This window comes from Azospirillum formosense, assembly GCF_013340925.1.
GTDB lineage: Bacteria > Pseudomonadota > Alphaproteobacteria > Azospirillales > Azospirillaceae > Azospirillum > Azospirillum formosense.
This window is the reverse complement of sequence record NZ_WHOR01000162.1, coordinates 1-13,052: the sequence shown is the minus strand read 5'-3', so window position 1 is coordinate 13,052 and position 13,052 is coordinate 1. Positions and strand designations below refer to the sequence as shown.

14 protein-coding genes are annotated in these 13,052 nt (G+C 68.3%); 8 read left to right on the top strand and 6 right to left on the bottom strand.

The genetic code is table 11. The features are described from left to right. Positions 1 to 44 precede the first annotated feature (44 nt). Positions 45 to 1,073, bottom strand: a complete 1,029-nt coding sequence (gene cobT / locus GBZ26_RS19255; protein WP_174440227.1) for a nicotinate-nucleotide--dimethylbenzimidazole phosphoribosyltransferase — start codon at positions 1,071 to 1,073, stop codon at positions 45 to 47. A 156-nt stretch (positions 1,074 to 1,229) separates the two neighbouring features. Between cobT and cobS the strand changes: the two genes are divergently transcribed. Genes cobS through GBZ26_RS19240 form a run of 3 tightly spaced genes read left to right on the top strand, consistent with a single transcriptional unit; the run spans position 1,230 to position 3,193 of the window. Continuing rightward, positions 1,230 to 2,009 (top strand): adenosylcobinamide-GDP ribazoletransferase, encoded by a 780-nt coding sequence (cobS, locus tag GBZ26_RS19250; protein ID WP_174440226.1) that lies wholly within the window; start codon positions 1,230 to 1,232, stop codon positions 2,007 to 2,009. After that, positions 2,006 to 2,647, top strand: a complete 642-nt coding sequence (locus tag GBZ26_RS19245; RefSeq protein ID WP_174440225.1) for a histidine phosphatase family protein — start codon at positions 2,006 to 2,008, stop codon at positions 2,645 to 2,647. The genes cobS and GBZ26_RS19245 overlap by 4 nt, the downstream gene beginning before the upstream one ends. Positions 2,648 to 2,683: 36 nt before the next feature. Beyond that, on the top strand, positions 2,684 to 3,193 hold the full coding sequence (locus tag GBZ26_RS19240) for a pyridoxamine 5'-phosphate oxidase family protein (protein ID WP_014239309.1): 510 nt from the start codon (positions 2,684 to 2,686) through the stop codon (positions 3,191 to 3,193). Between the two features lie 140 nt (positions 3,194 to 3,333). Here GBZ26_RS19240 and GBZ26_RS19235 read toward each other — a convergent pair whose 3' ends face one another. From GBZ26_RS19235 to GBZ26_RS19225, 3 genes are all read right to left on the bottom strand, one after another. Further along, the gene (locus GBZ26_RS19235) at positions 3,334 to 4,461 is read right to left on the bottom strand and encodes a UDP-3-O-(3-hydroxymyristoyl)glucosamine N-acyltransferase (RefSeq protein ID WP_174440224.1); all 1,128 of its coding nucleotides are present in this window, start codon (positions 4,459 to 4,461) and stop codon (positions 3,334 to 3,336) included. Positions 4,462 to 4,541: 80 nt separating this feature from the next. After that, on the bottom strand, positions 4,542 to 5,378 hold the full coding sequence (locus tag GBZ26_RS19230) for an ABC transporter permease (RefSeq protein WP_174440223.1): 837 nt from the start codon (positions 5,376 to 5,378) through the stop codon (positions 4,542 to 4,544). After that, entirely contained in the window at positions 5,365 to 6,165 is an 801-nt protein-coding gene (locus GBZ26_RS19225) for an ABC transporter ATP-binding protein (protein ID WP_174440222.1), read from the bottom strand. Before GBZ26_RS19225 ends, GBZ26_RS19230 begins: the two co-directional genes overlap by 14 nt. A gap of 108 nt (positions 6,166 to 6,273) precedes the next feature. Between GBZ26_RS19225 and GBZ26_RS19220 the strand changes: the two genes are divergently transcribed. The 4 genes from GBZ26_RS19220 to GBZ26_RS19205 all read left to right on the top strand — a co-directional run bounded on the left by GBZ26_RS19220 (position 6,274) and on the right by GBZ26_RS19205 (position 9,460). Continuing rightward, positions 6,274 to 7,605 (top strand): ActS/PrrB/RegB family redox-sensitive histidine kinase, encoded by a 1,332-nt coding sequence (locus GBZ26_RS19220; protein ID WP_246653536.1) that lies wholly within the window; start codon positions 6,274 to 6,276, stop codon positions 7,603 to 7,605. A gap of 14 nt (positions 7,606 to 7,619) precedes the next feature. After that, positions 7,620 to 8,204, top strand: a complete 585-nt coding sequence (locus tag GBZ26_RS19215; protein ID WP_014239303.1) for an ActR/PrrA/RegA family redox response regulator transcription factor — start codon at positions 7,620 to 7,622, stop codon at positions 8,202 to 8,204. Between the two features lie 352 nt (positions 8,205 to 8,556). After that, positions 8,557 to 8,868, top strand: a complete 312-nt coding sequence (locus GBZ26_RS19210; protein ID WP_174440221.1) for a hypothetical protein — start codon at positions 8,557 to 8,559, stop codon at positions 8,866 to 8,868. Positions 8,869 to 8,926: 58 nt separating this feature from the next. Then, positions 8,927 to 9,460: a hypothetical protein gene (locus GBZ26_RS19205; RefSeq protein WP_174440220.1), complete on the top strand. Its 534-nt coding sequence runs from the start codon at positions 8,927 to 8,929 to the stop codon at positions 9,458 to 9,460. 59 nt (positions 9,461 to 9,519) lie between these two features. On the opposite strand, the gene GBZ26_RS19200 is transcribed toward GBZ26_RS19205, so the two are convergent. Together GBZ26_RS19200 and GBZ26_RS19195 are read right to left on the bottom strand one after the other, a co-directional pair. Next, positions 9,520 to 9,711 (bottom strand): YgaP family membrane protein, encoded by a 192-nt coding sequence (locus GBZ26_RS19200; protein WP_137115098.1) that lies wholly within the window; start codon positions 9,709 to 9,711, stop codon positions 9,520 to 9,522. A gap of 77 nt (positions 9,712 to 9,788) precedes the next feature. Then, complete coding sequence (locus GBZ26_RS19195) at positions 9,789 to 10,481, bottom strand: Crp/Fnr family transcriptional regulator (protein WP_174440219.1); 693 nt, start codon at positions 10,479 to 10,481, stop codon at positions 9,789 to 9,791. 227 nt (positions 10,482 to 10,708) lie between these two features. Here GBZ26_RS19195 and GBZ26_RS19190 point away from each other — a divergent pair, with 227 nt between their 5' ends. Beyond that, entirely contained in the window at positions 10,709 to 12,982 is a 2,274-nt protein-coding gene (locus GBZ26_RS19190; RefSeq protein ID WP_174440218.1) for a GumC family protein, read from the top strand. Positions 12,983 to 13,052: the final 70 nt, after the last annotated feature.

Here is a 13,052-nt window from a genome sequence, read left to right as displayed (position 1 = left end):
GGATGGTTATAAGAGACAGGGGTTAGGGTGGGGGCAAGTGCGACTCACACCCCGCGGGTGCTGACGCCCGCATCGGCGAAGGTCGCCATGCCGGCGTGGCAGGCGCAGGCCGACTTCACGATGTTGATGGCCAGCGCCGCGCCCGAGCCCTCGCCCAGACGCATCCCCAGATCGAGCAGCGGCTCCTTGCCAATGGCCGCCAGCAGATGGTCGTGGCCCGGCTCGACCGAGCGGTGGGCGACCATGCAATGGTCGAGCGCCCGGCGGTCGGCCTTGAACAGCACCGCCGCCGCCGCCGTGCAGGCGTAGCCGTCGAGCAGCACCGGGACCCGCGCCATGCGGGCGGCCAGGATGGCGCCGGCGATGGCCGCCAGCTCATAGCCGCCGAAGCAGCGCAGCGCCTCGAACGGGTCGTCCTTGGCCTGCGGGTTGGCGGCCAGACCGGCCTCGACGGCGGCGACCTTGCGGGCCATCCCCTCGTCGTCCACCCCGGTGCCGCGGCCCGTCCAATCCTTGGCCTCGCCGCCGAACAGCGCGTGGCAGAGCGCCGCCGCCGCGGTGGAGTTGCCGATGCCCATCTCGCCGAGCGCCAGAAGCTGGACGCCCGTCTCGACGGCCATCATGCCGTAGGCCATCGCCTGACAGCAGTCCTCCTCGCCCATCGCCGGGCCTTCGGTGAAGTCGGCGGTGGGGGTGTCCAGGTCCAGCTCGTAGACGCGCAGGTCGGCGTCGGCCACCTCGCAGAGCTGGTTCACGGCGGCGCCGCCGTTCTGGAAGTTCTGGACCATCTGGGCGGTCACCGCCGCCGGGTAGGCCGAGACGCCGCGGGCGGCGACGCCGTGGTTGCCGGCGAAGACGGCGACGCGCGGGCGGCGCACCTCCGCCGGGTGCTGGCCCTGCCACGTCGCCATCCACTGGGCGATCTCCTCCAGCCGGCCGAGCGCGCCCGCCGGCTTGGTGAGCTGCCGTTCGCGCTGGAGGGCCGCCGTGCCGGCGTCGAGGTCCGGCCCCGGCAGGTTGCGCACCAGCGCGCGGATTTCCTCGAAGGTGATGGCGGGCTGCGTGTTGCTCATGGCGAAGGGTCCTGGCGCTGACGGCAGAGGATGTGATCGGAAAGCGATGAAAAAAGCGGCGCGACCTTGGACCATTCCCAACCCGCTGTCAAAGCGCCTCTCGTCCTGTCTGTTATCCGTTGCGATGGGCCCAGGGTTGCCGTACTCCGAAGCGCCATGCTTGAGGATTCGCCCGCTCCGCCCCGCTCCCGCTGGATCGCCGATTTGGCGCTGGCCGTCGTCTTCCTGACACGGCTGCCGCTGCGCCTGTCCGGCCCGCCGGCCGGGGACGCCCACGCCCGCGCCATGGGTTGGTTCCCCCTGGTGGGCGCCGGAGTCGGGCTGTCCGGCGGCGCCGTCTACGGGCTGGCAGCACTGGCCCATCTGCCGCCGTTGCCGGCGGCGCTGCTGGCGCTGGGCACCATGGTCTGGCTGACCGGCGCCCTGCACGAGGACGGGGCGGCCGACGTCGCCGACGGCTTCGGCGGCGGGCGCGACAAGGCCCGCAAGCTGGAGATCATGCGGGACAGCCGGGTCGGCAGCTACGGCGTGCTCGCCATCACCTTCTCGGTCGCCGTCCGCGCCTCGGCGCTGGCGGCGCTGGCCGAACCGCGCATCGTCATCGCCGCCCTGCTCGCCTCGGGCGCCCTGTCGCGCGGCGGCATGGCGGTGATCGCCCGATTCATGGACCCGGCCCGCGCCGACGGCCTCGCCGCCCGGCAGGGACGCCCGTCGCCCGGCACGGTGGCCCTGTCGTTCGTGCTGGCGCTGGCCGTGGCCGTGGCGGCTCTGAAGGGGCTGGCACTCACAGCGATTCTTGCCGCGTTCCTGGCGGTTGCGGCAGTGGCGTGGCAGGCACGGCGGCAGATCGGCGGCCACACCGGCGACGTGTTCGGCGCCGCCCAGCAGGTGGCGGAGGCCGCCGTTCTGCTCACCCTGGCCGCGACTGTTGCATGAAAAACACTCGCTGGTGGCTCATCCGCCACGCCCCCGTCCCGAATCCGGGAAACGTGATCTACGGACGGAGCGATCCCGCCGCCGACACCGGCGATTCCGACGCGCTGGCGGCGTTGGCGGCGCGGCTGCCCGCGCAGGCGGTCTGGGTGACCTCGCATCTGCGCCGCACCCGGCAGACGGCGGCGGCGCTGCGCCTGCCCGGCAGCGACATGGCGCTGGTCGAGCGGGCGCTGGTCGAGCGGGCACTGGCCGAGCAGGATTTCGGCCGCTGGGAAGGGCTGTCCCACGACGCCGTGGCGGAGCTGCACCCCGAGGAGGCCCGCCGCTTCTGGAGCGATCCCGCGGCCGAGGCCCCGCCGGACGGCGAGAGCTTCGCGGCGGTGATGGAGCGGGTGGCCGGCGCCGTCGCCCGGCTGACCGACCTTTACGCAGGATGCGACATCGTGGCGGTGATCCATGGCGGATCGATCCGCGCGGCGCTGGCGCTCGCCCTGGACCTGACGCCTCAGGCGGCGCTGCGGCTGGCGGTGGCGCCGCTCTCACTGTCGCGGATCGATCATTATGGCAGCGACGAAGGTGGTTCGTGGTCGGTCGCGGCCCTGAACGCGCTCGGAACCTTTCCGGGCAGCGGGCGTTGACCGGACTCCGTTGGGCTACCAATAGAGGGGCAGACCATGGCAAGAAGCGCTGACGATCGCGAGGCCGCCGAGAAGCTCTGGGGCATGATCAAGGGCGTCCGCATCTGCATGATGACGACGCTGGACGAGAACGGCATTTTGCACTCCCGCCCGATGGCCACCCTGCCGCACGCGGGATTCGACGATGGAACCTTGTGGTTCTTTACGCGGGCCGATTCGCCGAAGGTCCATGAACTGAAGACGCACTGGCGCGTCAACCTGTCCTACGCCGATCCCGACAAGCAGGATTACGTGTCGGTGTCCGGTGTGGCGGAGACGGTGCGCGACCGCGACAAGATCCGCTTCCTGTGGCGGGACATCCTGTCCACCTGGTTCCCGCAGGGGGTGGACGACCCCGATCTCGCGCTGCTGAAGGTCAGCGTCGATCAGGCCGAATATTGGGACAGCCCGTCGAGCGCGATGGTCTACGCCTACGGCTATGTGAAGGCGAAGATCACCGGCGAGCCGCCGAAGCCGGGCGATCACGCGAAGATCGCGTTCCAGTAGGAGCATGATTGGGGCAACGTCTTGCCCCCACCATTCCCTCCCCCGCTTCGCAGGGGAGGGAAAGAGTTTCGCGGGAGATGACTCCCTCCCCTGCGAAGCGGGGGAGGGTCAGGGAGGGGGCAATCGGTCCCCCGTCCCTCTCACGTCTCCTCGGTCACCGGCTTCCCACCGCCATCCAGCGCCCCGACCCGCTTCTTCAGGTCGCTCAGGTCGGCGTGCATCCGCTTCAGCCGGGCCAGCCCCTTGTACTGGTCGAAGGCGCGCTCGCGCGGCACCGCCGGGTAACCCATGTAGACGGCCTTCGCCGGGATGTCCGTCCCCACGCCGGAATTCGCCGCCACCACCGCGTCGTTGCCGATCTTCACATGGTCCGCCACGCCGACCTTGCCGGCCAGCACCACGCGGTCGCCGATGGTCGTGCTGCCGGCGATGCCGACATGGCCGCACAGCATGCAGTTGGTCCCGATCTGCACGTTGTGGCCGATCTGCACGAGGTTGTCGATCTTGGTGCCGGAGCCGATGCGGGTCGCCGTGATGGTGCCGCGGTCGATGGTCGCGTTCGCCCCGACCTCCACGTCGTCGCCCAGGATCACCGTGCCGATGGAGTTCACCCTGTGGATCAGCACGTTGGTGCCGACCACCCGGCCCGTCGCCTTGGCCGATTCGACGCTGCCCGGTTCCGGCGTCACGAAGCTGAATCCGTCGTTGCCGACCGCGGCGTTGGGGTGGATGATGCAGCGCTCGCCCATCACCACCCGCTCGCCGATGCGGGCGCCGGGGTGCAGCAGGCAGCCCTTGCCGATCACCGCCTCCGCCCCGACCGTGGCGTGGGTCATGACGATCACGCCCTCGCCCAGCACCGCCTTCGGCCCGACATAGGCGAAGGGACCGACCGACACGCCCGCGCCCAGGATGGCCTCCGGCGCCACGAAGGCGGCGGGATGGACCCCCGGCTCGGTGTGGACCGGCTTCTCGAAGACCGTGGTCAGCCCGGCCATGGCGAAGCGCGGACGCTTGACGATGATCCAGCCCTTGAGGTTGGCCGGCACCTCCGCCCCCTCCGCGATCACGGCGGCGACGGCCCGGCCGTCGGCCAGCAGCTCCGTCAGGCCCTTTTCCATGGCGAGCGCCAGATCCTCCGGCCCCTCGGCCTCCGACGGGTGGACGGCACGGGAAATTCGCAGGGTGCCGTCGCCCTCCAGCACCGCGCCCAGGGCGGCGGCGATCTCGGCGAGGGTGACCGGGGCGGCGGGGGAAACGGGAGTCATGGCGGCGCTCTGGCTGTCGGTCCGAAGAGGCCGGGACGCTACCACGGCGGGCCGGTGCTGGCGAGGGCCAGCGCTTTTTGTCATTCCCCGGTCTGCAGCAGCGCCCCGCGCACCCGCGCCTGATGGAAGGAATAGAGGAAGGCGGCGCTGCACAGCCCCATGAACAGCGCGTTCAAGCCCACCGCCCAGGCCAGATGGTCCCAGCGCATGGTGCCGTCGAACAGGATGGCGCGCATCCCCTCGAAGACGTGGGCGGAGGGCAGCGACAGGGCCACCCATTGCAGCCAGCCCGGCAGGACGCTGACCGGGTAGTAGACGGCGCTGACCGGGGCCAGCATGAAGACGACGATCCAGGCCAGCCCTTCCGCGCCCATGCCGTAGCGCAGGATCAGCGCCACGATGACCAGCCCCAGCGACCAGCCGAAGACGATCAGGTTGGCGAAGAAGCCGGCCAGCGGCAGCCCCAGGTCGAACAGCGAATAGCCGAACAGCGGGATCGCCAGCAGCGCCGCCGGGACGACGCCGATGATCGTGCGGATCAGGCTCATCCCGAACAGCGCCGCCACCCATTCGCCGGGGCGCAGCGGGCTGACGAAGAGATGGCCCAGGTTGCGCGACCACATCTCCTCCAGGAAGGACACCGACACGCCGAGCTGCCCGCGGAACAGCACGTCCCACAGCAGCACGGCGCTGACCAGCACCCCCGCCCCCTGCGCCACCCAGGCGCTGGAGGAGGCCATGAACTGGTTGATGTAGCCCCACAGGATCATCTGCATGGTCGGCCAGTAGGCCAGTTCCAGGAAGCGCGGCCAGGAGCCGCGCAGCAGATACCAGTAGCGCAGCACCATCGCCCCGACCCGGCGCAGCGAGAAGGCGGGGTTGGCAAGGCCCAGGACGGCGGCGTCACTCGGCGGCATCGGCGGCCTCCCGGCTGGCGTCTTCCCCATTGGTGCGGTCGCGGGCGATGTCGAGGAACACGTCCTCCAGCGAGGTCCGGCCATAGCGCGCCAGCAGCCCCGACGGCGACCCGCGGTCGACGATCCGCCCCTGGCGCATCATCAGCACGTCGTCGCACATCCGCTCCACCTCCAGCATGTTGTGGGAGGCGAGCAGGATGGTGGCCCCGGACTCCAGGCGGTAGCGCTCCAGATAGGTGCGGATCCAGTCCGCCGTGTCGGGGTCGAGCGAGGCGGTCGGCTCGTCCAGCAGCAGAAGCTCCGGCCGGTTGAGCAGCGCCTTGGCCAGCGCCACCCGCGTCTTCTGCCCCGCCGACAGCCCGCCGGAGGGGCGCTCCAGGAAACGGGTCAGTTCCAGATGCTCGGCCAGTTCCTCGACCCGCCGCTTCACCCCCTTCAGGCCGTAGAGATGGCCGTAGACGGTCAGGTTCTCCCGCACGGTCAGCCGGTGCGGCAGCTCCACATAGGGCGACGAGAAGTTCATGCGGGGCAGCGCCGCGTGGCGGTGGCGCACCATGTCCACCCCCAGCACCTCCACCGTGCCGGAGGTCGGCAGCAGCAGACCGAGCAGCATGGAGATGGTCGTCGTCTTGCCGGCCCCGTTGCCGCCGAGAAGCCCGGTGACCGCCCCCACCGCGACGGTGAAGGAGATGCCGTCCACGGCGGTGACCTCGCCGGACCGGGCGGTGCCGTAGCGTTTGGTCAGGGTCTCGACCCGGATGGCGTGCTGTTTTGCGCATTGATCCATAGGCGGAGAATATGGCCGCTTGGCGCGCAAACGCCAGAGTGGCAAAACAGCACCCGAGCCATTCGATGTGACGCCGCGGGAAGAGCGGCTCTGCCGGAAAGTCCGTTCATGCCCGCAACCGCCGCCGCCTCCCTTCGCCACGCCATGACGCACGCCGGCCGGCCGGGCCCGGCGCAGTGGACCAACCTGGACGGGCGCGTCACGCTGCGCACCCTGATCCTGATCCGCTGGATCGCCGTGATCGGGCAGCTCGCCACCGTGGCGACGGTGCAGCTCGTCATGGGCTTCCCGCTGCCGCTGGGGCCGGTGCTGGCGGCCATCGGCGCGTCGGTCCTGCTGAACCTCGTGGCGATGGCCCAACGCGGCGGGCGGCTGCGGCTGGCCGACCGCGACGCCGCGCTCTATCTCGGCTACGACATGCTGCAGCTCACGCTGCTGCTCTATCTGACCGGCGGCCTCGCCAACCCCTTCGCCATCCTGCTGCTGGCCCCGATGACGGTGGCCGCGGCGATCCTGTCGCGCTACAGCGTGGTGCTGCTGACCGGGCTCAACCTCGTCTGCCTGACCGTGCTGGCGCTGTGGCACTTCCCGCTGCCCTGGCCGGAGCCGATGCCCTCGGTCGCCCCGCTCTACGCCTTCGGCATCTGGCTGTCGCTGTCGGTGTCGGCCGGCTTCATCAGCGGCTACGTCTTCCGCGTGGCCGAGGAGGCGCGGCGCTTCGCCAACGCCCTGTCGGCCTCGCAGGTGGCGCTGGCGCGCGAGCAGCGGCTGTCCTCGCTGGGCGCGCTGGCCGCCGCCGCCGCGCACGAGCTGGGGTCTCCGCTCGGCACCATCGCGGTGGTGGCGAAGGAGTTGCTGCACGACATGCCGCCGGACAGCCCCTACACCGAGGACGTGGCGCTTCTGCAAAGCCAGGTGATGCGCTGCCGCGAGATCCTGGCGGAGCTGGCCCGCAAGCCGGAGGCCGACGGCGGCGACCCGTTCGAGCGGCTGCCCCTGACCGCTTTGGTGGAGGCGGCGGGCGCGCCGCACCGGCTGGGCCACATCCAGTTCACGGTCGAGCGCAGCGACGGCTCCGTCGGGGAGGAACCGATCGTCCGCCGCAGCCCGGAGATCATCCATGGCCTGGGCAACTTCATCCAGAACGCCCACCAGTTCGCCGGCGGGCGGGTGACGGTCGCCGCCTCCTGGGACGCCCGGTCGGCGACGGTGGTGGTGATGGACGACGGGCCGGGCTACCCCGCCCATCTGCTGAGCCGCATCGGCGAGCCCTATCTGTCCGCGAGAAGCGAGCGGTCGGGACATATGGGGCTGGGAATCTTTATTGCACAAACGCTGCTAGAGAAAACAGGCGCCCTTGTAGCCTTTAGCAATAACCGTAGCGGCGGCGCGCGAGTTGTCGTACGTTGGGACCGTGGTGTCTTAGAACCAGAGGACTAGTGGTGGATAGCGCGATGACCACGGACGAGAGTCCAACGGGCGAAACCGCCAAGCTGACGTTCACGGGTGACGTTACCCGCAGCCTCCTCATCGTCGACGACGACGCGCCTTTCCGAACCCGCCTCGCGCGCGCCATGGAAAAGCGCGGTTTCAACGTGGTCGCCGTGGACAGCGTGCAGCTCGGCATCGACGTCGCCCAGGAATCGGCCCCGGCCTTCGCGGTGGTCGACCTTCGGCTGGCCGACGGCAGCGGCCTGGACGTGGTCAAGACCCTGCGCGACGCCCGCCCCGACGCCCGCATCGTCATGCTGACCGGCTACGGCAACATCGCCACGGCGGTCGCCGCGGTGAAGGCCGGCGCGGTGGATTACCTGCCGAAGCCGGCGGACGCCGACGCCGTCGAATCCGCCCTTCTGGCCGACGGCCGCCCGCTGCCCTCCCCGCCGGAAAACCCCATGTCCGCCGACCGCGTGCGGTGGGAGCACATCCAGCGCGTGTTCGAGCAGTGCGACCGCAACGTCTCCGAAACCGCCCGCCGGCTGAAGATGCACCGCCGCACCCTGCAGCGCATCCTGAACAAGCACGCCCCGCGGGGGTGATGGCGATCGCAGGACCGTAAAGAACGCCCCCTCACCACACCGGTGAGGGGGCGTTCTTGCATGCGGGATGCGCATCCCCATTCTCCGGCCCATCGGTCGGCAACCTTTGATGCCGCAAAGACAACCAAGCCCTTTGGATAGGCAACCGGTCGTAGTTTCTCCGGCGAATATTCACATATTCACTATCCCTCATCGCCCATCGTCTTATTCTTCTAGTGACGGCACAAAGGAGCCGACTGACATCCCCATTGCCGCAGAGCAAAAGGCAAATGTATGTAATTTAATTTGCTTGAGAGTCGGACCGGCTCTGCATTAGGGTTATGGGATACGCTGAAATTTCGGGACAGGACCGATGCCTTTTCCGGCACGAGCCGCAACCACCCAGCCAGCCGCCTCGCAGAAAGGCGGCGCCTTCGGGAAGCCGCTGGGACCATCTTTGACGCAGCCCAACCCGCCGCCGTCCTGGATCGGTTTCGCGCTGGTGAAGGATGGGGTGAACGCGCTGAAGCAATCCATCATGGACCGGCTGGCAACCAGGGCCGCCCGGCAAGGTTATCGCATTCCGTCGGAGGACGAGATCGAGGCCGGAATCCGGAGCTTTCAGGACGCCTTGAACCGTCAAAGCGCGGAAACTGTTGTGAAATCCAAAAAGAACCAAATCTGAAAGCGCCTGGTCGTTCGGACCGGCTCTGCAAAACCTACAGTTTTACGAATGCATATTCATGACGTCATCACAAACTGACGCCGATCCAGAGTTATTGATAAACGCTGTCTTCGGTGCATTCAAAACAAAATATGAATTCTACATGGCTGAGCGGCGCCCGAACCCCATTCACATGACGCTAGGGATCAACAGCCCTGAAGTCAAAAAGACATCTTTAAGAATTTCAAAAACCGTGAACAGTGAAATTTTTCGCCTGAAGTCCCATTTTTCTCTAAAAAACATACTTGCCCTTTGGAACTTCAGAAGAACAAAAGGCCGGATTTTTCTTTTTGAAGCCCTTTATCGGCCGCTGATCCAGGTCGAATGCGCCGAAGGCGCTGATATTTACACCCACGAAGCCAATCTCAACTTCGCTTACATTCTTTGCATATCGCAGATCGCCGATGTTCGGACGGCACCGGACCTCCCCGGGAAGTTGACCTCCGACATCAAGGATTATCAGGGAATCATCGGGATGGCACGGTCCCCAGCCTTCGATACCGCGGTCAATCTGAGGGTTTTCCAAGCAATTGCCGCACTGGTCGGTTCATAAGGACCGGCATGGGCGGAGGGGGCGTGGCCATATCCGGGCCACGCCCCCTCCCACGGAATTCACTTCCTGATCGGGCAGCTCCGCACGCCGAACAGGGTGTAGGCCGGGCAGAAGCCGACCACCGCGGTCAGCAGCGGGACGAGGCCGATCCAGCCCCAGGGGGTCTGCGGGCCGACGAAGACGAGGGCGATCAGGACGAGGCCGACGATGGCGCGCAGCGCGCGGTCGATGGTGCCGACGTTGACGGGCATGGTTGCACCTTAAGGATTGGTGTGGGCGGTTGGTGCGCCCATCCAAGCCCCTTTCCGTCCGCCGGTCTGTGACTCCGTCACACGCCGTCCGTGCGCTCCAGCGCCAGCAGCGCGTCAGGATCGCACACCCCGACGCGCCCGCGCGACAGCTCCACGAAGCCGCGCCGCTCGAACTCCTTCAACTGGCGGCTGACCACCTCGCGCGCCGTGCCCAATTCGACGGCCAGCGTCTGGTGGGTGGTGTCCAGCCCGCCGCGGGCATCGCGGTGATCGACCAGGAAGCGGGCCAGCCGCAGGTCGATGCGCCCGAAGGCCACCTCCTCGACCAGCATCATCATGCCGAGCAGCCGCGTGCCGAAGGAGGCGAAGACGACGTCACGGAACACCGCGGAGCGCGCCAGCAGTTCATGGAAGGCCGCGGCCCCGAGCGCGATGGCCTCCAGGTCGGTTTCCGCCACCCCCTCGGCGCTGTAGTCGGCGCGCGTCATCAGGCAGGCGGTGGTCAGGATGCAGGTTTCGCCCGCCCCGACGCGGTAGAGAACGATCTCCCGCCCGGTCTCGGCGGTCATCTGGACCCGCACCGTTCCGTCCAGGAGCATGAGAAAATTGTGGCACAGGCTGCCGATGCGGAACAGCACCGTGCCGCGCGGCACCGCCATCCGCGCCCCCTGCGCGCGCAAAAGGGCCTGTGCGTCCGGCTCCAGAACCGACAGCGCTGGGAACGCGCCCACCCAGGCGTCGCCAGCCTTTTCAACATCTTGCGGCAGCATGCCCGGTCCCCTTCGATCGACCATGACCATTATCCGCGAAGGGGCTTCCCCGGTCCACCCAAAGGACCGGCCCATCCAATGGTGTCTCCGGGGAGGGTACCCAATGAGCGTGTCTTCCCCACCATATGCCCTCCGGGCAGCATGAAACGGCCGGACGGTCGATGGCGTTCTAGGCAATCGTAACGCCCCGAACGGGGTGCCGTTCGGCATGCGAGGAGGAACCCGCTTTGGCCACCCAGGACATTCAGGATCAACCCCAGCGGCGGCAGGCGGCACCGGTTTCGGCACCGGTCTCGTTCGACCTGTCCACCGCGGCGGCCAGCGCGGTGCGCCGCACCACCGGCATGCTGCTGCGCCACAAGCTGCTGATCGGGACGGTGATCGTGCTGGGGACGGGCATCGCGGGTCTCGTCGCCCTGCGCATGACGCCGCTCTACACCGCCCAGACCCTGATCATGGTGGAGCACCGCAAGAACCAGGTGATGAACTACCAGGAGGTCGTCTCCGGCCTCTCGACGGAGCTCGGCGCCCTGCAGAGCGAGGTGGCGATCCTGAAATCCCCCGCCTTCGCCGAGAAGGTGGTCGACAAGCTCGGCCTGATGAACGACCCGGAGTTCAACGCGGCGCTGCGGCCCGAGCAGACCAACTGGTTCTATTACCTGAACCCGAAGAACTGGGTGCCCGACTCCTGGTGGAACAGCGCCCGCGGCGACCGCCCCGAGATCACGCTGAGCCCGGAGGAGAAGACGGCCAACGAAAGGACCTCGGTCGTCAACAGCTTCATCGAAAATCTGGCGGTGCGCCCGCAGGGCCGGTCCTACGTCATCGCCGTGGATTTCGACAGCGAGGACCCGCGCAAGGCCTCGCTCATCGCCAACACCATCGGCGAGATGTACCTCGTCGACCAGCTTGACGAGAAGTTCAAGGCGGCCAAGCGCGCCACGGCCTGGCTGGAGGAGCGCATCACCGAGCTGCGCCGCGAGGCCAAGACGACCGGCGAGGCGGCGGAGAAGTACCGCGCCGAAAGCGGCCTGACCAACGCCAACGGCGAAACCACCCTGATCGCCCAGCAGCTGGCCGAGCTGAACACCAGCTACGTCCTGGCCCGCACCAAGCGGCAGGAGGCGGAGGCCAAGCTGCGCGAGGTGACCACCCTGGCGCAGAGCCCGCGCGGCGTGTCGGCCATCGGCGATGTGCTGGGGTCCCCCCTGATCCAGGCGCTGCGCCAGCAGGAGGTCGAGCTTCAGCGCAAGATCGCCGACGCCGCCAACAAGTACGGCGCCCGCCACCCGACGCTGACCGCGCTGCAGAGCGAGCTGCGCGACCTGCAGGGCCAGATCAAGGCCGACGTGGGCCGCATCGTCCAGAACCTGAGCAACGAGGTGGAGGTCGAGCGGGGACGCGAGGCCGCCCTGAAGGCCAACCTCGACCAGCTCCAGGCCCAGCGCAACCAGCAGCAGGAATCCAACGTGACCCTGCGCACGCTGGAGCGCGACGCCGAGACCTCGCAGACCATGTACGAGGCCATGCTGACCCGCTTCCAGGAGATCGCCGGCCAGACCGAGATCCAGCAGCCCGACGCCCGCATCGTGTCGGAGGCGGCGATCCCCCTGAACCCGTCGCAGCCCAACAAGAAGATGATCGTTCTGCTGGCCCTGATCGCCTCGGCCACGCTGGGCGTTCTGCTGGCGATGCTGCGCGAGCAGTCGGAGCGCGGCTTCCGCAGCCCGCACCAGTTCGAATCGGCGACCGGCGTGCGCTCGCTGGGCATCGTCCCGGCCATCGGACGGCGGCGCCGCGGCACCTCGCCCGCCGCCTACGCCATCGACAAGCCGATGTCGGCCTTCGCCGAGGCGATGCAGAACCTGCGCACCACGCTGCTGCTCGCCAACCCGGACGGTCACCAGCGGGTGATCCTGTTCAGCTCCTCCGTCCCCGGCGAGGGCAAGAGTTCGATCGCCGCGGCCTTCGCCCGCATCTGCGCCAACGCCGGCCAGAAGACGATCATCCTGGACTGCGACATGCGCCGCAAGGGGCTGCACCCGATGCTGGGGCTGGAGAACCGGCACGGCCTTTACGAGGTGCTGTCCGGCGAATGCGCGCCGAACGAGGTGATCCAGACCGACCCGCGCACCGGCCTGCATTTCATCGCGTCGGGCCGCGGCTCCGCGCTGCCGCAGGACATGCTGGGCTCCAGCCGGATGCACCAGCTCATCTCGCGGCTGGCGCTGGAATACGACCGGGTGATCCTGGACAGCCCGCCGGTGCTGGCGGTGTCGGAGGGCAAGCTGCTGGCGGCGCTGGCCGACCAGACGGTCTTCATCGTGCATTGGGGCAAGACCAAGCGGGAGACCGCCATGGCCGGGCTGAAGGAGATCGTCGAGGCGGGCGGCGAGGTCGTCGGCGTCCTGTTCTCCCAGGTCGATATCCGCCGCCACGCCCAATACGAGTTCCCGGACAGCGGGCGCTACCACGGCTACCGCCGCTACTACGCGAACTGACCGCGGCGCCGTCCCTTATACACATATGACGCCGCCGACGCACCACCCTGTGTGAGACTCGGGGGGGTCC

What these genes read in the sequence shown, in the direction of transcription:
- GBZ26_RS19230 (WP_174440223.1), bottom strand. Translation starts at nt 5,378, where the DNA reads ATGCCGCCGAGTGACGCCGCCGTCCTGGGCCTTGCCAACCCCGCCTTC.
- GBZ26_RS19195 (WP_174440219.1), bottom strand. Translation starts at nt 10,481, where the DNA reads ATGCTGCCGCAAGATGTTGAAAAGGCTGGCGACGCCTGGGTGGGCGCG.
- cobT (WP_174440227.1), bottom strand. Translation starts at nt 1,073, where the DNA reads ATGAGCAACACGCAGCCCGCCATCACCTTCGAGGAAATCCGCGCGCTG.
- GBZ26_RS19205 (WP_174440220.1), top strand. Translation starts at nt 8,927, where the DNA reads ATGACGTCATCACAAACTGACGCCGATCCAGAGTTATTGATAAACGCT.
- GBZ26_RS19220 (WP_246653536.1), top strand. Translation starts at nt 6,274, where the DNA reads ATGCCCGCAACCGCCGCCGCCTCCCTTCGCCACGCCATGACGCACGCC.
- GBZ26_RS19245 (WP_174440225.1), top strand. Translation starts at nt 2,006, where the DNA reads ATGAAAAACACTCGCTGGTGGCTCATCCGCCACGCCCCCGTCCCGAAT.
- cobS (WP_174440226.1), top strand. Translation starts at nt 1,230, where the DNA reads ATGCTTGAGGATTCGCCCGCTCCGCCCCGCTCCCGCTGGATCGCCGAT.
- GBZ26_RS19200 (WP_137115098.1), bottom strand. Translation starts at nt 9,711, where the DNA reads ATGCCCGTCAACGTCGGCACCATCGACCGCGCGCTGCGCGCCATCGTC.
- GBZ26_RS19235 (WP_174440224.1), bottom strand. Translation starts at nt 4,461, where the DNA reads ATGACTCCCGTTTCCCCCGCCGCCCCGGTCACCCTCGCCGAGATCGCC.
- GBZ26_RS19225 (WP_174440222.1), bottom strand. Translation starts at nt 6,165, where the DNA reads ATGGATCAATGCGCAAAACAGCACGCCATCCGGGTCGAGACCCTGACC.
- GBZ26_RS19240 (WP_014239309.1), top strand. Translation starts at nt 2,684, where the DNA reads ATGGCAAGAAGCGCTGACGATCGCGAGGCCGCCGAGAAGCTCTGGGGC.
- GBZ26_RS19215 (WP_014239303.1), top strand. Translation starts at nt 7,620, where the DNA reads ATGACCACGGACGAGAGTCCAACGGGCGAAACCGCCAAGCTGACGTTC.
- GBZ26_RS19210 (WP_174440221.1), top strand. Translation starts at nt 8,557, where the DNA reads ATGCCTTTTCCGGCACGAGCCGCAACCACCCAGCCAGCCGCCTCGCAG.